The sequence below is a fragment of the Salsipaludibacter albus genome (assembly GCF_019798055.1).
In the GTDB taxonomy this organism is placed as follows: domain Bacteria; phylum Actinomycetota; class Nitriliruptoria; order Nitriliruptorales; family Nitriliruptoraceae; genus Salsipaludibacter; species Salsipaludibacter albus.
The window spans coordinates 1-16752 of sequence record NZ_JAHOPH010000005.1 but is presented as its reverse complement, the minus strand read 5'-3'; the positions used below and the strand labels follow the sequence as shown (position 1 = coordinate 16752).

General features: G+C 72.4%; 13 protein-coding genes and 1 tRNA gene. 11 read left to right on the top strand and 3 right to left on the bottom strand.

All coding sequences use genetic code 11. The features are described 5' to 3' along the window. The first annotated feature begins 42 nt into the window (after nucleotides 1-42). Together KR546_RS04705 and KR546_RS04700 are read left to right on the top strand one after the other, a co-directional pair. Nucleotides 43-660, top strand: coding sequence for a class I SAM-dependent methyltransferase (locus KR546_RS04705; protein ID WP_238443550.1), 618 nt, complete (start codon nucleotides 43-45; stop codon nucleotides 658-660). After that, complete coding sequence (locus KR546_RS04700) at nucleotides 657-1511, top strand: hypothetical protein (RefSeq protein ID WP_238443549.1); 855 nt, start codon at nucleotides 657-659, stop codon at nucleotides 1509-1511. Before KR546_RS04705 ends, KR546_RS04700 begins: the two co-directional genes overlap by 4 nt. Nucleotides 1512-1754: 243 nt before the next feature. On the opposite strand, the gene KR546_RS04695 is transcribed toward KR546_RS04700, so the two are convergent. Then, the gene (locus KR546_RS04695) at nucleotides 1755-3851 is read right to left on the bottom strand and encodes a sodium-translocating pyrophosphatase (RefSeq protein WP_238443548.1); all 2097 of its coding nucleotides are present in this window, start codon (nucleotides 3849-3851) and stop codon (nucleotides 1755-1757) included. A 576-nt stretch (nucleotides 3852-4427) separates the two neighbouring features. Here KR546_RS04695 and topA point away from each other — a divergent pair. Next, on the top strand, nucleotides 4428-7004 hold the full coding sequence (gene topA, locus KR546_RS04690) for a type I DNA topoisomerase (RefSeq protein ID WP_238443547.1): 2577 nt from the start codon (nucleotides 4428-4430) through the stop codon (nucleotides 7002-7004). A gap of 4 nt (nucleotides 7005-7008) precedes the next feature. On the opposite strand, the gene KR546_RS04685 is transcribed toward topA, so the two are convergent. Then, nucleotides 7009-7830 (bottom strand): class I SAM-dependent methyltransferase, encoded by an 822-nt coding sequence (locus KR546_RS04685; protein ID WP_238443546.1) that lies wholly within the window; start codon nucleotides 7828-7830, stop codon nucleotides 7009-7011. 226 nt (nucleotides 7831-8056) lie between these two features. Here KR546_RS04685 and tmk point away from each other — a divergent pair, with 226 nt between their 5' ends. From tmk to KR546_RS04670, 3 genes are all read left to right on the top strand, one after another. Beyond that, nucleotides 8057-10246, top strand: coding sequence for a dTMP kinase (gene tmk / locus KR546_RS04680; RefSeq protein WP_238443545.1), 2190 nt, complete (start codon nucleotides 8057-8059; stop codon nucleotides 10244-10246). After that, complete coding sequence (locus KR546_RS04675) at nucleotides 10243-11517, top strand: DNA polymerase III subunit (protein ID WP_238443544.1); 1275 nt, start codon at nucleotides 10243-10245, stop codon at nucleotides 11515-11517. Before tmk ends, KR546_RS04675 begins: the two co-directional genes overlap by 4 nt. Before the next feature lie 71 nt (nucleotides 11518-11588). Beyond that, nucleotides 11589-11984, top strand: a complete 396-nt coding sequence (locus tag KR546_RS04670; RefSeq protein WP_238443543.1) for an acyl-CoA thioesterase — start codon at nucleotides 11589-11591, stop codon at nucleotides 11982-11984. A 25-nt stretch (nucleotides 11985-12009) separates the two neighbouring features. On the opposite strand, the gene KR546_RS04665 is transcribed toward KR546_RS04670, so the two are convergent. After that, the gene (locus KR546_RS04665; protein ID WP_238443542.1) at nucleotides 12010-12717 is read right to left on the bottom strand and encodes a CPBP family intramembrane glutamic endopeptidase; all 708 of its coding nucleotides are present in this window, start codon (nucleotides 12715-12717) and stop codon (nucleotides 12010-12012) included. Between the two features lie 146 nt (nucleotides 12718-12863). Here KR546_RS04665 and KR546_RS04660 point away from each other — a divergent pair, with 146 nt between their 5' ends. The 5 genes from KR546_RS04660 (at nucleotide 12864) to KR546_RS04640 (ending at nucleotide 16620) form a co-directional block, all read left to right on the top strand. Beyond that, the gene (locus KR546_RS04660; RefSeq protein ID WP_238443541.1) at nucleotides 12864-13940 is read left to right on the top strand and encodes an NAD(P)H-binding protein; all 1077 of its coding nucleotides are present in this window, start codon (nucleotides 12864-12866) and stop codon (nucleotides 13938-13940) included. After that, nucleotides 13937-14809, top strand: a complete 873-nt coding sequence (locus tag KR546_RS04655; RefSeq protein ID WP_238443540.1) for a molybdopterin-dependent oxidoreductase — start codon at nucleotides 13937-13939, stop codon at nucleotides 14807-14809. The genes KR546_RS04660 and KR546_RS04655 overlap by 4 nt, the downstream gene beginning before the upstream one ends. A gap of 196 nt (nucleotides 14810-15005) precedes the next feature. Continuing rightward, nucleotides 15006-15078 (top strand) — tRNA-Thr (locus KR546_RS04650). A gap of 148 nt (nucleotides 15079-15226) precedes the next feature. Continuing rightward, nucleotides 15227-15544, top strand: a complete 318-nt coding sequence (locus tag KR546_RS04645; RefSeq protein WP_238443539.1) for an acylphosphatase — start codon at nucleotides 15227-15229, stop codon at nucleotides 15542-15544. 53 nt (nucleotides 15545-15597) lie between these two features. Beyond that, entirely contained in the window at nucleotides 15598-16620 is a 1023-nt protein-coding gene (locus KR546_RS04640; protein WP_238443538.1) for an oxygenase MpaB family protein, read from the top strand. The last annotated feature ends 132 nt before the right edge of the window (nucleotides 16621-16752 follow it).

The following is a 16752-nucleotide window of genomic DNA, read 5'->3' as shown; positions in this document are numbered from 1 at the left end:
GTTCCCGGCGGCCGAGGGCCGCGCGGGTGGGTGGAGGTGTACGTGGAGGTCGATGACCGCACGCTGGCGAGCATCGCGGCCTACGACGAACACGCGGACGCCTACCAGCAGCTGTTCCGGATGAAGCGGCCGTCGACCAGCGTCCACCGGTTCGCCGAGTGGGCCGGCCGTGGCGCGCTGGTCGCCGACATCGGCTGCGGGCCCGCCAACGACCTGCGCCTGCTGTCCGACGCAGGGCTCCACCCGGTCGGCATCGACGCGTCGCTCGGTGCGCTCCGCCACGCCCGCCTGCTGATGCCGCGTCACGCGCTGGTCCGAGCCTTCATGCACGACCTGCCCTTCCCCGTCGACACCTTCTCCGGCATGTGGTTGTCGTCGGCCTTCACGCACCTCCCGCGGGCGCAGTGGCCGCACGTCTTCGGGCACCTGATGACGCGAATGGGCTCGGGCCCGGTGTACTTTTCGTGCTACCGGGGGACGGCGGACATGGAGCTCGTGGACGACCAGGTCCTCGGACCGGTCCATCGCAGCCAGGCCACGGAGGGCGAGGTGCAGTCCCTGCTGGACAACCACGGCTTCTCCGACGTGACCGTCGAGCTGCGTGGTGACCCGATCGTGGACCGTCGTCGTCCCTGGGTCGTGGCGATGGGGCGCAGGTGATACTCGGGCAGCGTCGCAGTCGACTGGTGGCCTCGATCTGGGGACTGGTCGGGCTGGGCTTCCTCGCTGCCGGGGTGATCCTGTGGGTCGACACCCGCAGCCTCGCCTTCGAACTGCCGGCGGCGATCCTGGCGTTCGTGCTGGCACTGGCGTGGTGGCGCCAGCGTGCCGTGCTCGACCGCCACGGGATCCTGACCGTGCACGCCTTCCGCGAGCACCGGCTCCTGTGGGCCGGCATCGACCACGTCGAGGTGCGTCGTCCGGGCTGGTTCCGGGCCGCCCTCGTGGTCGTGCCCAAGGGTGGCCGACCCCCGATCTCGGTGCCGGCCAGTGCCGGGTTGCAGCGCCGCCAGCGCAACCGGATGGTCGAGCTGCTGACCGACCTGTCACGCCAGCACGGCTTCGACGTCGTGATGCCCTCGGGCGTGGTCGCCGAGGTCCAGGGGGCCCACGAGACCCCCGACGACGGGGCACCGGCTGCCGAGGTGGACCACGCGTCCGCCCTGACCGCGTCCCACCCGTGGCCGAGCGAGGACCGGGCCGACGACGGGCTCGCCGGCAACGGCCGTCCCGACGTCACGGAGGAGGACGGCCACCCGGTCGACCCGGCCGACGCCCCTGCCGAGGTCGAGGGCGACGACCCCGCCGAGGCCGGCGACGACCGGGGTGGCACCGCGGACGACGGCGACCGGCGTGGCGAGCCCGCCTGGCTGGCGCTGCTGGACCCGCCGACGACCACCAGCCCGCCGGAACCCGACGAGCCGACCAGCGCCGCCGTCACCGACGAGCGCCTCGTCCCGGAGTCCGCAGCAGCCGACGACCCCGAGCGCGACGACACCTCCCTGTTCTGATCCCCGGCCCCGCCGACCGCCCGCACTCGCGTCTGGCGTTCGGCCCGCGTGGTGCCCGGGTGGAACGCCAGCGGGCTCGGCGCACAGCTGGGTGATGGCGTTCGGTCCGTGTGGTGCCCGGGTGGAACGCCAGCGGGCTCGGCGCACAGCTGGGTGATGGCGTTCGGTCCGTGTGGAACACGGGTGGAACGCCGAACGGGTCGCCCGGAGGCGACCCGTTCGGGCTGGAGGTGCGGTGTCGACCTAGAGGAAGGCCGGGGCGAACACCAGCGAGACGATGGTCATGACCTTGATGAGGATGTTCATGGCCGGGCCGGAGGTGTCCTTGAACGGGTCACCGACGGTGTCGCCGGTGACGGCCGCCTTGTGGGCCTCCGAGCCCTTGCCACCGTGGTGGCCGGCCTCGATGTACTTCTTGGCGTTGTCCCACGCCCCACCGGCGTTGGCCATGTAGATGGCCAGCATGAACCCGGTGGCGAGGGCGCCCGCGAGCAGGCCTCCGAGCGCGGCGGGCGAGAAGAAGCCCACGGCCAGGGGCAGCACGACGGCCAGCGACCCCGGCAGGACCATCTCCTTCAGCGACGCGGCGGTCGAGATGTCCACGCAGCGGGCCGAGTCGGGCTTGACGCCCTCCTTGCCCTCGCGCAGGCCGGGGATCTCGGCGAACTGGCGGCGGACCTCCACGATCATCGCCTGGGCGGCTCGCCCGACCGACTTCATGGTCATCGCGGCGAAGGCGAAGGTGGCCATCGAGCCCAGGAACAGCCCGGAGATGACCTCGACCGAGGTGAGGTCGATGACGTCCAGGCCGACGGCCGCGGTGTAGGAGCGGAACAGGGCGAGCGCGGTCAGCGCGGCCGAGCCGATGGCGAAGCCCTTGGCGACGGCGGCGGTGGTGTTGCCCAGCGAGTCGAGCCCATCGGTGACCTCGCGGACCTCGGGGGGCAGGTGGGCCATCTCGGCGATCCCACCGGCGTTGTCGGAGATCGGGCCGTAGGCGTCGACCGCGACGACGGCGCCGGTGGTGGCGAGCATCCCGATGGCGGCCAGGGCGGCGGCGTACAGCCCGCCGCCGTCGATGTTGAAGGCGACCTCACCGAGGCCGTAGGAGCCGGCCAGGGCGGCCACGATCAGGATGACCGAGGCGACCGTGGAGATCATCCCGTCGGCGATGCCGGCGATGATGACCGTCGCGGGACCGGTCTCGGACTGGGCCGCCAGCTTCTTGACGGGGCTGTAGTGGTCGGAGGTGTAGTACTCGGAGACGAACCCGATCGCGTAGCCGGCCGCCAGGCCGATCACGATCACCAGTCCGAGCAGCAGGCCGTTGCCGACCTCGTCGACGTCGGCGAACAGCCACCAACCGGCGGCCAGCGCCGCGACACCGGTCAGGACCATGGCGAGGTTGGTGCCGAAGTGCAGCTGGGAGGACAGCGACCGGCCGGGGCGACCCCGGACCAGCAGGGCGCCGATGATCGACGCGATCATGCCGATCGCGGCGATCAGCAGCGGGAACAGGAACGTGGCCTGGAGCAGCGAGCCCTCGGTGATCTCGGTGATCTCGCCGGCGTTGCCGGTCAGGAAGCCACCGAACAGCAGTGCGGCGAGGACGATCGGTGCGACGATCGACCCGGCGTAGGACTCGAACAGGTCGGCGCCCATGCCGGCGACGTCACCCACGTTGTCGCCGACGTTGTCGGCGATGGTGGCGGGGTTGCGGGGGTCGTCCTCGGGGATGCCGGCCTCGACCTTGCCGACCAGGTCGGCACCGACGTCGGCGGCCTTGGTGTAGATGCCACCACCGATGCGGGCGAACAGCGCGATCGAGGAGGCGCCCAGCCCGAAGGTGGCCACCACGCTGAAGGCGTCGTCGACGCCCAGGATGTGGATGAAGATGATGTAGGCCAGCGAGATCCCCAGCAGCCCCATCCCGGCCACGGTGAAGCCCATGACGGCCCCACCCTTGAACGCCAGCGGCAGGGCCTTCTCGGCGCCGTCACGGGCGGCATTGGCCGTCCGCACGTTGGCGGAGGTGGCGATCTGCATGCCGACCACGCCGGCGATCGCGGAGAAGATGGCGCCCATCAGGTAGGCCACGGCACCCCACGGCGCGCCGTACGGGAGCACGACGGCGATCAGGACCGTCATGACCACCACGAACACCGCGACCCACTGGTACTCGCGACGCAGGAAGGCCTGGGCCCCCTCGCGGATCGCGGCGGCCAGCTCCTGCATGACCTCGTTGCCGGGGTCGGCGCGGTTGACGATGCGGCTGAAGTACCAGGCCAGGGCGAGGCCTGCGAGGGCCGCAGCGGCCGACAGGTACGGGATGACACCCATGGATGAGCTCCTGAGCTTTCGTGGTGGAACGTGTGTGTGGACGTGGGTGGTCTCCGCCGGACGGGTGGGCCCGGCTCTCGTGGGACCGTCGCCGCCGGCGGGCGGCTCGCCACCTCGACTCCGACGGTCCGCAGCGGCTCGCCGTGCGGGCGAGCGAAGCCATGCCCGTGCCGGGCGGGACCGTGATGGAAGGTTCGAATGGGCGTGCGCGACGGCCGGTTCGGGAGGACCGGCGAAGCCGTCGGGCAGACTACCTGACGGCCACATCTGCCACACGCCACGGAACCAGCCCCCGTGGGGCCGGGTCTCGGATCGGGATCGGGGTGCCCGACGCGGGTTCGGGGACGGCCGCCGGCGGGTCGACTCGACCGAGGTGCGCGTTGTGCGCACGACACGCTGCGGTGGTCGGCCCCCTAGGGGGCCAGCCGTCGCCGGATGGCCCACAGGACGTCTCGCGGCAGTGCCGGCTTGACGGGAGGGGGCCCAGGGCGCACCTTGACCCGTGTCGAGCGGACCAGCAACTCGGCCAGTCGAGCCATCCCGCTCGGCATCCATCTCCCCGGGGGAAGTGAGCACGTGGCAGACAACCTCGTCATCGTCGAGTCGCCCGCCAAGGCCAAGACGATCCAGCGCTACCTCGGCAACGACTACGAGGTCCTGGCCTCCTACGGCCACATCCGCGACCTGCCCCGGTCCGACTTCGCGATCGAGGTCGAGCAGGCGGGCGGCTGCCACCTCACCTACATCGTCCCGGACGGCTCCAAGAAGCACGTGTCGGCCCTGCGCAAGGCCGCCAAGGAGGCCACGGTCTGGCTCGCCCCCGACCTCGACCGCGAGGGCGAGGCCATCGCCTGGCACATCGCCGACGAGCTCGGCCTGGACGTCGAGACCACGCACCGGGTGACCTTCGACTCGATCACCAAGGAGGCGATCCAGGAGGCGTTCGCCGCGCCGCGGACGCTCAACCTGGACCTGGTCGACGCCCAGCAGGCCCGGCGCGCCGTCGACCGGATCGTGGGCTACCGGCTCTCACCGGTGCTGTGGCGGACCGTCTCGTCGGGCATCTCGGCCGGGCGCGTCCAGTCGGTGGCCCTGCGCATCATCGTCGACCGCGAGAACGAGATCCGCGCGTTCGATCCCCAGGAGTACTGGGACTTCGACGCCACGATGGCCGACGCCGAGGACGCCACCGACACCTACGACGCACGGCTGTACGCGGTCGGGGACCGCCGCATCGCCAAGCCCCAGGACATCGAGAAGCACGAGGGCAACGACAAGAAACTGGCCGAGCTGCTGCTGGTCGGCGACCAGGAGGCTGCCGACGACATCGTCGAACGCGCCACGGGGCGTGACTACCACGTCGCCGAGGTGCGCCGCACCGAGGCCAAGCAGCGCCCGAAGGCACCGTTCACCACCTCCACGCTGCAACAGGACGCCGCCAACCGGCTCGGCTTCTCCGCGGCACGGACCATGCGGGTCGCCCAGCAGCTCTACGAGGGCATGCGCATCGAGGGCGAGGAGGTCGGGCTGATCACCTACATGCGCACCGACTCGGTGAACCTGTCCAGCCAGGCCGTCGGCGAGATCACCAGCCTCGTGGACGAGAAGTTCGGTGACCGCTACACCCTCGCCAAGCCGCGGCAGTACAGCGGCAAGACCAAGGGCGCCCAGGAGGCACACGAGGCGATCCGTCCGACCTCGGCGTTCCGCTCGCCCGACCGTGTCGCCAGCCAGCTGTCGACCGACCAGCTGCGCCTGTACGACCTGATCTGGAAGCGCACCGTCGCCACCCAGATGGCCGACGCCATCAAGGACCGGGTCTCGGCCGACGTCGTCGATGCCGAGCAGGAGTTCACCTTCCGGATCACCGGGCAGGTGCTCAAGTTCGACGGCTTCATCAAGGTCTACACGAACTGGCGTGACCCCGATGCCGAGGACGACGAGCGCGACGCCGACTCGCTCCCCGAGATCACCGAGGGCCAGGCGCTGGACCTGGCCGAGCTGCTGGCCAACCAGCACTTCACCACGCCGCCGCCACGGTTCACCGAGGCCACGCTGGTCAAGACCCTGGAGGCCGAGGGCATCGGCCGCCCGTCGACCTACGCCTCGATCATCCAGACCCTGGTCAACCGCGAGTACGTCCGACTCGAGTCCCGCCGCTTCTTCCCCACCCCGCTGGGCGAGGTCGTCACGGTCTTCCTCAAGAACCACTTCACCGAGGTGGTCGACGTCAACTTCACGTCGCGCATGGAGGAGACCCTCGACGAGATCGCGGCGGGTGACGAGCAGTGGTGTCGCACCGTGACCAGGTTCCTCGACGAGGTCGACACCTGGGTGGACGAGCGCAAGCCCGAGCGGCCCCGCACGCCGCTGGTCGAGCCCGCCGACTGCCCGGTGTGCGGCTCGCCGATGGAGCGGGTGTTCTCCGGCAAGTCCAAGCAGTGGTTCGCGTCCTGCTCACGCTGGCCGGACTGCGACGGGACCCTGCCGCTCAACGACGACGGCACGGTGGGCGAGCCGGAGCCCGAGCCGGAGCCCGACCCCAACGTGGTCTGCCCGGAGGACGGCGGGCTGATGATCCCGCGCGAGGGCAAGTACGGGCTGTTCTACGGCTGCCAGAACTACCCGAAGTGCAAGGGCATCCTCAACGTCCAGAACCGGGCGGTCTACATGGATCGCCAGGGGGACGCCGACGGCGAGGTGAAGGCGTTCCGCTCGCCGACCGATCCCGGATCGTTCATGGAGCTGCGTCGCAGCCGGTACGGCAAGCCGTTCCTGGGCTCGACGGGCTACCCCGACGACCAGTTCGCGGTCTGGTCCGTGCCACTGTCGCATCCGTGCCCGGAGTGCGGTGCGCCCCTGCGCAAGCCGCCGAAGAACCGCAAGGTCCCGACCGTCATCTGTGCCGGTCCGGAGCTCGAGCACGTGTTCGAGGCCGACGACTTCGAACTGCCGACCGTGACCACCATGGAGGTCGTCCCCGGCATCGAGGCCTACGACCCCGAGCTCGGTGGCACCCCGCTGTCCGAGCCCGAGGAGTACCCCCCGATGCCGTCGCTGACCTACGTCGACGAGCAGAAGCCCAAGAAGAAGAAGGGCAAGGCCAAGAAGAAGGCCGCCCCGAAGAAGAAGGCCTCGAAGAAGAAGTCCTGACCCCTCAGGCGGGGCGGGTGGCCATCGCCAGCATGGAGTCGAGGCGGCCGAGGTTGCCGGCCGTCAGCGGGCTGGTGGTCAGCGCGATGCGGGTGAACCCGGCATCGGCGAGCGTGGCCGCCAGGGTCTCCGGCGAGAAGTGCCAGATGTGCTCGTCGGGTCGCAGGGTCCACCACCGCGTCCGGAGTGACCGCGCCGGCAGCGACGCCACGTTCGGCAACGACAGCGCCACGGTCCCGCCCGGCACCAGCAGGTCGTGGACCCGGGCCAGGAAGACCCCGGGATCCGGCACGTGTTCGAGCACGTCCCAGGCGGCCACGACGTCGAAGCTGGACGGTGCGAACGGGGCGTCGTCGAGCAGTCCGTGGTGGACGTCGATCCCGAGCCGGGCCGAGGTCGCCGCGACGCCGGCGGCCGACACGTCCATCGCCGCCACGTCCCAGCCGCGGGCCAGGGCCCGGGCGGCGAACAGGCCGTAGGCGCAGCCGACCTCGAGCAGGCGGCCGTCGGCGGTGTCGACCGGCTGGCCCCGGTAGCGCGCCAGGGTGTCCAGCCGGCCCGACGCCCAGCGGCGCTGCCAGAAGGTGGCCAGGCCACCCTCGTCGTCGTCACCGGCACCCGAGTAGACGCTGCCCTCGAAGTAGCCGGCGTCGTCGTAGAGCGCCCCGCGCCCGTCCAGGTCGAGCCGGGGCGAGATGAACACGATGTCGCAGTCCGGGCAGCGGCGCACGCCGAAGGGCCGGGCCGTGAACTCGAGCCGGCCGGGGTCGCCGCAGCGGAAGCAGGTCGCGGCCTCGAGGGCGTCGGCGGGGGGCGCGGTGGCCATGCAGGCTCCAGGATGGTTCGCCCGGCGAGACCCGGAGGCACGACACGGGTGCGGGCGACGTGGGGATCGGTCGGTCCGACAGCGTGCCCCGTCCGGGCGGTGACGTCCAACCAGGACCGCCACCATCCGACCTCCCGAGCGAGCACCGCGGGGAGGTCGACGGGCGCGACGGATGGCCGGGGGAGCATCGGCAGGATCCCGCCGACCCACGGTTACCCTTCGCGGAATGGATGATGACACGCCGTCGGACCACGCGGCCACCTCCGGTGGCGCCGGCCAGTTCGGGCCGGTGCTGCGGTCGCCGTTCAAGTGGGTCCTCTATGCCAGCCTGTCGTCGTCCCTGGGCGACTGGATGGGCTTCGCCGCGATCACGGCGTTCACCACCAGCATCCTGGGCAGCGACACCCGCGGGGCCGCGTTCGGGCTCTCCGCCGTCCTGGCCGCCCGGTTCCTGCCGACCATCCTGCTCGGTCCGATCGCCGGTGTCTTCGCCGACCGCTGGGACCGCCGGCGACTGATGATCTTCACCGACGTCGGCCGGGCGCTGGTGATGCTGGCCATCCCGTTCGCCGCGGACGTGTGGGCCCTGATCCTGGCGACCCTCGCGGTCGAGGTCATGGCGACGCTGTTCATCCCGGTCAAGGACGCCATCATCCCGAACCTGGTGCCGCGCGGGCACCTGGTCCAGGCCAACCAGCTGAGCCTGCTGTCCACCTACGGGACGTTCCCGCTGGGCTTCTTCGGCTACGCCGCGATCGTCAGCCTGGTCTCGTTCCTGCCGGACATCGCCTTCCTGGAGGCGCGTCCGTCGGCCCTGGCGTTCTGGTTCAACGGCCTGACCTTCCTGCTGTCGGCCTGGTTCGTCAGTCGCATCCCCGGCATCTCGGGACGGCCCGAGCGCCTCGCCAAGCGCGAGGAGCGACCCGGTGCGGGCGAGCAGATGATGGAGGGCCTGCGCTTCATCGCCGGCCAGCCACTGGTGCGTGCGCTCATCATGGGCGTCATGGGTGCGGCGTTGGCGGCCGGCGCGGTGATCGCGGTGGGCGAGTTCTACGCCGGGATGGTCAACGCCGGCCCCAACGGGTTCGGCATCCTGGCCGGCATCGTGGGGACCGGGTTGTTCCTGGGCGTGCTGGCGTCGACCTGGCTCGAGCCGCGGGTGGGCAAGGAGCGCATGTTCGCCCCGGCGATCGGCGTGGCCGGTGGCGCCCTGATCGCGACCGCGCTGATGCCACGCCTGGACCTGGCGATCGCACCGGCCCTGCTGATGGGTGCCGGCGGGGGCATCGCCCTGCTCACCGGCTACACGATGCTCCAGGAGTACTCGGCCGACGAGATCCGGGGCCGCACCTTCGGCGCCTTCAACACCGGAGTGCGGACCGCGCTGTTCGCCGCCACGACCATGGCGCCGTTCCTGGTGGGGGTCATCGGCCCCGAACCGCGCAGCGGCGTGTACGAGATCGGTGGCGTGCGGATCACCCTGATCGCCGCCGGCCTGCTGGCCCTGGTCGGTGCGGTCTACTCCGGCTGGGCCGTGCACCGGGCCCTCCAGCTGACCGGGGGGATGCCGTTGCACGACGGTCGGACCCGGGGCATGTTCGTGGTCTTCGAGGGTGGCGACGGTGCGGGCAAGTCCACCCAGATGCGTTTGCTTGCCGAGGTCCTGCGCGAGGGGGAGGTCGAGCCGATCCTGACCCGTGAGCCGGGCGGCACGGCGATCGGCGAACGCCTGCGTGACCTGGTGCTCGATCCGGACGAACGCGAGATGTCGGACCGGGCCGAGGCGATGATCTACGCCGCGGCACGGGCCCAGCACGTGTCCGAGGTCATCTCGCCGGCGCTCGAGGAGGGCAAGGTGGTGATCTGCGATCGCTTCGTGGACTCCTCGATCGTCTACCAGGGCGTGGGCCGTGGCCTGGGCAGTGACGAGGTCGCCCGGCTCAACCGGTGGGCGACCGGTGGCGTGGCCCCCGACCTGGTCGTGCTGCTGGACGTGCCGGCCGACGAGGGCCTGCGACGGTCCGGGACCAGCCTGGACCGGCTGGAGTCCGCGGGGCTGGACTTCCACCTGCGGGTCAACGAGGCCTTCCGGCGGCTGGCCGCGATGACGCCCAGCCGCTACCTGGTCGTCGACGCCACCCGGCCTGCCGAGGAGAGTCACGCCAAGATCCGCGAGGCCGTGCTCCGACGACTGGACCCGGCCACCGTCGACGTCGATCCCGACGTGCTGCCGCCGGCCGTGCTCGACGACGAGGACGGCGACGACGGGTACCACGCCGATGACGACACGGTCGAGGACGATCGCCTCGACCTGGACCGCGACACCGCCGACGACGTCCTGGCCGGCGGGGAGTCGGAGGCGGCCGACGATCCCCAGGTGGGCGTGTCCCGTGGTGGGCCGGGGTCGGGCACGTGACGGTCGCGACCTTCGACGACGTGGTCGGCCAGTCCGCGGCCGCCCGCGGCCTGCGCGAGACCCTCGCAGCCGATCGCCTGGGCCACGCCCTGCTGCTGGTCGGGCCACGCGGGGTCGGCCAGGAGGACCTGGTCGCCGCCCTCGCCGCCGCGCTGAACTGCCCCGACGCCACCGACGGCCAGGGATGCGGCACCTGCGCGACCTGCACGCGGATCGCCCGTGCCAGCCACCCCGCCGTGGTCACCTTCCGTCCGGAGGGCGCCAACCACCTGGTCGACAGCGTCCGCGAGGAGTGGATCCCCACCGCCTCGCGCACCCTGGTCGACGGCCGGCGCCGCGTCTGCCGGGTGGTCGAGGCAGACCGCATGAACGAGTCGACCCAGAACGCCTTCCTGAAGGTGCTCGAGGAGCCGCCGCCCTCGACGATCTGGGTGCTCGAGACGACCACCGTGGCGCCCCTGCTGGACACGATCCTGTCCCGGTGCCGACGGATCGACCTGACCGCCTGGAGCACCGCGGACCTCGCGGTCCGCGCCCGCGACCTCGGCGTCGACGACGACCGGGTCCCGGCCCTGGTCCGGGCCGCGCAGGGGTCCCCGGACCGGCTCGCCGAGTTCACCCAGGTGGAGTGCCCCACCTGCGGGCTCGTGCGGGGTGGCGCGGGCATGGACCCGTCGGAACTGCCGCGCACCTGCGACAACACCAAGTGCAAGGGACGCAGCGAGGGCCAGGGCCCGGTCCTGGAGACCGGCCTGGTGAGGGCGCGGCACCTGGGCGTGGTCACCCGCCTGCGGATCGAGGGCCCGATCGCGGTCGGGGCCGTCGCCGCCGAGGTCCTCGCGTGGGCGGACGCCCGCGCCACGGCCGAGGAGCAGCGCCAGGCGGCGGAGGTCGAGCGGCTCAACGAGTCGTTCGGCGAGCGGGGCTGGCCGCCCGGGATGCGCACGCGGCTGAAGGCCCGCCACCACCGTGAACAGCGACAGGTGCGACTCGAGGCGATCAACCGGTTCCTCGAGGAGTTCGGCCTGCACCTGCGTGACCTGGTCGCGATGTCGTCCGGCGGCGACCCGGCCGACGTCGTCAACCTCGACGCCGACCACCTCGCCGAGGACGCCGCCGCCGTCCCGGTGCCGACGGCCCTGGCCGCCCTGGCCGAGATCCCGGCCATCCAGGAGGCGGTCGTGGTCAACAGCGCGCAGCCCCAACTGCAGCTCGAGCGGCTCCTGCTGCCCGTCGCCGTGGCGGTCTTCGCCTCCACCCGGGCCGCCTAGACCCGGACGCCACGTTCGTCCCCGCCACCCGGACCGCTAGGTTCATCGCCGACCGGTCGAGGAGGCAGGGCGTGGGCACGTGGCGGACCAGCATGCGGGTGCGCTTCCACGAGCTCGACGCCTACGGGCACGTCAACCACGGGGTCTACCTCAACTACTTCGAACAGGCCCGGGTCGAGCTGCTGGACGAGCTGGGCTTCGGGCTGGACGTGCTGCGCGATCGCGGGATCCAGCTGGTCGTCGTCGAGGTGGCGGTGCGGTTCCGCTCGCCGGCTGGGCTGGGGGACCGGCTGGTGGTCGAGACCGACCTGGACCAGCTGCGGCGCGCCAGCTCGATCTGGGACCAGCGGCTGCTGCGGGATGACGACCTCCTGGCCAGCGCCACCGTGCGATCGGCGGCCACGGACGCGGGCGGACGACCGATCCGTCCACCGGCCGACCTCGTGACGGCGCTCACCGGCGGCTGAGGTCCACCGTGCGACCCGAACAGGCCTAGGTGGGTGGTGCCAGCACCATGCCCAGGGTCCAGCCGGCATGGGCCAGCATCGGGGCGAGCACGCCGTCGGTCCGCTCGCGCAGCCAGCCCCACGCGATCCCGCCCAGCAGGGCCGCCCCCATCAACGGCAGCTGGAACGTGGGCAGGTGGAAGGCGACGAACGCGGCGGTGGTCAGCCCGATGGCGCGCCACGGCGATCGTCCGTGTCGCAGCACCGTCTGGAGCGTGCCACGCCACCACAGTTCCTCGAGCGGTGCGACCAGCAGTGCCGCGACCAACGCAACGGCCCACTCGGGCAGGTCCGACGTGGCCGTGAAGACGAGCTGGTTCGCCTGGCGGCCGACCAGGGGGATCACCGCGGTGGCCGCGGGGATGGCGATGTAGCTCACGAGCAGGTGGACGGCGAGCACGGGCGCGGCGAGCCAGACGTCGTGGCCGACCTGCCACCGGACGTCGTAGTAGCGCCGGGCCACGACGACCAGCGCCACGGCGGTCATCGCGACCGCCGTGATCACCGCGGCCCCCAGCACGCCCCCGAAGGGCAGGGTCTCCAGCAGCACGGTCCACAGCATCGCCACCAGGACCGTGGCCACGGCGAGCCACCGGCGCCGGCGGAACGGGCGGCTCCGGCGGGCACCCTCGGCTGCCCGCTCGGTGGTCGTCGGGGGAGCCGGGTCGGGGGTCGTGACGGGGTCGTCGGGCACGTGGGAACCGGGGTCGTGGGAACGATGCAGCGGTGTCGAGGGTATTGCGGACGAGGGTCGAGCCGGGCCCCCCGGGTGGCCCGGTCGGCCCGGTCGGGGTGGCCTCGCCGGCCGTACAGTGGGACGTCCCCGAGCGAGGACCGTCGATGCGCATCCTGGTGGCCGGCGCGACCGGCTTCGTCGGCTCGCGGCTCGTCCCGCGGCTGCTCGCCCAGGGCCACGACGTCGTGGTCCTGACCCGCGACCGGGCCCGCGCGGCCCAGCGGCCGTGGGGTGGTGAGGTCCGTGTCGTCGAGGGCGAGATCACCGATGCCCGCTCGGTGACCGACGCGTGCTTCGACGTCGAGGCGGTCGTCTACCTCGTGCACGCGATGGAGGAGGCGGTCGAGGACTTCGTCGCCAGCGAGCGACGCGCAGCCTCGACCATGGCGCAGGCGGCCGCGCTGGCCGGGGTCGAACACCTCGTCTACCTCGGGGGACTGGCCGACGAGGACGCGGACCTGTCCCCCCACCTGCGGTCACGCGTCGAGACGGGCCGGACCCTGGCGGACACGGGCACGCCGGTGACGGAGGTTCGCGCCTCGATCGTGCTGGGGGCCGGCTCGGCCTCCTACGAGCTGATCAGGTTCGCGTCCCAGGCCCCGGTGCCGGTCCTGCTGCACCCGTCCTGGGTCACCGGTCGGTGCCAGCCGATCGCGCTGCCCGACCTCCTCGACGTCCTGGTCGAGGTCCTGCTCGACGGCCCCCGGGGACCACACCGGATCATCGAGGTGGGTGGGCCCGAGACCGGCGCCTACCGCGACCTCGTCGACGTCATGCGAGGCGTCCGGGGACTGCCACCCAACCTGATGGGACCGGTCCCGGCACCCCCACCGGTGCTGACCGGGACGCTGGTGTCGCAGGTGACCCCGATCGACCCGGGCACGGTCGCGCCACTGGTGGCGTCGCTGGCCCACGACTCGGTCGTCTCCGACCGGCACGAGTCCCGGGTCATGCCGACCGGGGTCGCCGACGCGCTCGCGGCGTCGCTCGCCCAGCAGGGCGAGTACGCGGCCATGCCGGGCGATCCCGACTGGGTGGGTGCGAACCTCGACGTGGGGCTGGTCATGGACGTCCTGCAACGGCTGCCCGGGCTCCCTCGCCGCCTGGTCCCCGCCGCCCTCGCCCCCCGCAACCTGCTGTCGACCGCGGCCGACGCCGCGGTGGCGCTGCGACGCCCGTGAGCGTCGACACCGGGCACGACCGGCCGGGCCATGCCGAGGTCCGGCGGCTGGTGGTGCGCGCCGACGAGATCGCCAAGGCCGCCCCCGCCGCCACCGATCCGGCTCGTGCACGCGACCGTGCCCGCGGCGTGCTCGACCAGGCCCGGCAGCGACTCGACGAGCTGCCGGTCACCGACCAGCAGGACCGGACCTTCGTGGACACGTTCGCGACCCAGGTCTCGCGCCGGATGCTCGACCTCGACGGCGCCGACCTCGCGGCCACCGCCCGCCCGTCGGCGGGGATGCGACGTGCCCCCACCGACGTCTCCGACCCCGTTCGGGTGCCCCCGAACCAGCACCTCACGCCCGGGTTCCCGGTCCTGCACGTCGAGGCCCCGCCGACCGACACCGCCGGGTGGTCGGTGACGGTCAGTGGACGCGTCCACGATCGCCTCGTGTTCGCGCTGGACGAGCTGCGCGACGGCGGCGGGCTGACGGCGACCAGCGACTTCCACTGCGTCACCGGGTGGTCGCGACTCGACAACGACTGGACCGGCCTCCCGGCCACGGACCTGCTGGACCGGGCCGGCGTGCGCCCCGAGGGCTCGCACGTGCTGGCCTACGGGCATCCTGCCTACTCGGCCAACATGTCCGTGCAGGCCCTCCGCGCGCCCGGCGTGCTCGTGGCCTGGGCACACGACGGGCGGCCGCTGGACGTGGCCCACGGTGGACCGGTGCGACTGGTCGTCCCGCAGCGCTACGGCTGGAAGTCGGTCAAGTGGTTGACCGAGCTCCGCGTGGTCGACCGGGACGTCCCCGGGTACTGGGAGGAACGGGGCTACCACATGCATGCCGACCCCTGGGCCGAGCAGCGACTGGCCGGCGACTGAGCCCAGGCGCGCCGAGACGACCTGATCCTGGTGTTCCTGCTATGATCCGGGTTCGATGCGCGGGAACGCTGCACCACGGGACACTTCCCGAAGGACGTGGGTCGCCATGGCGACCCACGTCTTGCGTGTGGGGCCGGACGCCGCCGGTACGCTGCGTGGCCGCGTCGCCGCGCCATGCGCATCGTCGCCCCGTCCTGCTGGAGTAGCTCAGTTGGTAGAGCAATCGCCTCGTAAGCGATAGGTCAGGGGTTCAAATCCCCTCTCCAGCTCCGACCGTCCGTCCGGCCATCGTGCCGGATGCCCGGACACACCACGCCTCCCCGCTCCGGTGGGGAGGCGTCGTCCGTTGTCGGGGCGTGCAGGTCCCGGCGTCGTCGGGCAGCATCGTGGGAGTGCCGCCGTGCGAGGACCATGCCGATGACGAGCACCACCGACCAGCACGATGCGGGCGGGACCGATCCGGTCGTCGCCCGCCACGTCCGGGTCTCCGGGCGGGTCCAGGGGGTCTTCTTCCGTGCCTCGACCCGTCGTGAGGCACGCCGGCACGGGCTCGTCGGGTGGGTGCGCAACACCGCCGACGGCGAGGTCGAGGCCCACCTGCAGGGCGCCGAGGAGCAGGTCGAGGCCGTCCTCGACTGGATGCGTGACGGTGGCCCGTCGGCCGCGCGCGTGGCGGAGATCGACGTGTCGACCACCGATGCGGTGGGCGTGGACGGCTTCGACGTCCGTCGCTGAGCGACCGCGATACCGTCACCGACCCACGTGGCGCGGGGCCCGGAGGCAGAGTCATGGCCAGCCATTCCCCGAGCACTCGTTCCCCGAGCAGCCGCCCCCCCGGCAGCCGATCCGGTCGCGCGCTCGACCTGCGCAACCTGCCCGATCCGCGTGTCCTGCCCGATCGGGTCCGGGACCGGATCGCGGGTGCGGTTGCCGAGCCGTTCGGACACGGGGACCCGCCCCTGGTGCACACGCTCGACCACCGGGGTGACCCCGGCCTGTTCGGCCCCGGGTCGGTGACCTGGCGCGTGATGGGCCGCACGACCACCTTCATCGGCGGGATCCGCGGACTGCTGATCCAGGCGTTGCATCCCGAGGTCGTGGCCGGGGTCGACCAGCACTCGCGCTACCGCGAGGATCCGCTCGGGCGCCTGTCGCGGACCGCCCACTACGTGACCGCGACGGCCTTCGGCTCGATGCCGGAGGCCGAGGAGGCGATCGCGTTCGTCCGGCGACGCCACCGGGGCGTCGAGGGCATCTCGCACCGAGGTCGGTCCTACGACGCGGACCGGCCCGACCTCGCCGCCTGGGTCCACAACGCGCTGGCAGCCTCGTTCCTGGCCACCCACCGGGCCTACTCCCGGCACGTCCTCACCACGGCCGAGGCGGACCAGTTCGTGACGGAGCAGCGACGGCTGGGTGCACTGCTGGACGCGGACCCCCTGCCGGGCACGGCCGCCGGGCTCGACGCGTGGCTGGCCGAGCACCCGGCGGTCGGCCCGTCCCCCGGCATGGAGGAGGCCGTGGCGTTCCTGCGTGATCCGCCGCTCGGGCGGGCCCAGACGGCCGGCTACCGGGTGTTGTTCCGGGCCGCCGTCGCGACCCTGCCGGACCGGTTCTGCGACGTGCTCGGACTCTCCCGACACCGCGTCGACCATGCGCTCGGGGCGGGCAGTGACCGGCTGCTGGGCTGGGCCATGGGAGACTCGCCGGCGTGGCGGGCCGCCCTGGAGCGGACCGGCGCTGCCCAGGACGTCGGCAACTTCCGCCGTGCCGGGCCGGCACGAGAGGCATCGGGAAGCCGTGGGGAGTAGGGTTCGCGGAGGGCGGAGGCGGTCGTTCGACCGCACCGGAGCGGGGTCCTGCCGCGTGCGGCGAGGTTCACTGGTCATGGATCTGGGCGGCCACGGCCCACCCTCCCCGCCGCCCACACGCCCGACCCCGCA

What these genes read in the sequence shown, in the direction of transcription:
- tmk (WP_238443545.1), top strand. Translation starts at nt 8,057, where the DNA reads ATGGATGATGACACGCCGTCGGACCACGCGGCCACCTCCGGTGGCGCC.
- KR546_RS04640 (WP_238443538.1), top strand. Translation starts at nt 15,598, where the DNA reads ATGGCCAGCCATTCCCCGAGCACTCGTTCCCCGAGCAGCCGCCCCCCC.
- KR546_RS04685 (WP_238443546.1), bottom strand. Translation starts at nt 7,830, where the DNA reads ATGGCCACCGCGCCCCCCGCCGACGCCCTCGAGGCCGCGACCTGCTTC.
- KR546_RS04645 (WP_238443539.1), top strand. Translation starts at nt 15,227, where the DNA reads ATGACGAGCACCACCGACCAGCACGATGCGGGCGGGACCGATCCGGTC.
- KR546_RS04695 (WP_238443548.1), bottom strand. Translation starts at nt 3,851, where the DNA reads ATGGGTGTCATCCCGTACCTGTCGGCCGCTGCGGCCCTCGCAGGCCTC.
- KR546_RS04660 (WP_238443541.1), top strand. Translation starts at nt 12,864, where the DNA reads ATGCGCATCCTGGTGGCCGGCGCGACCGGCTTCGTCGGCTCGCGGCTC.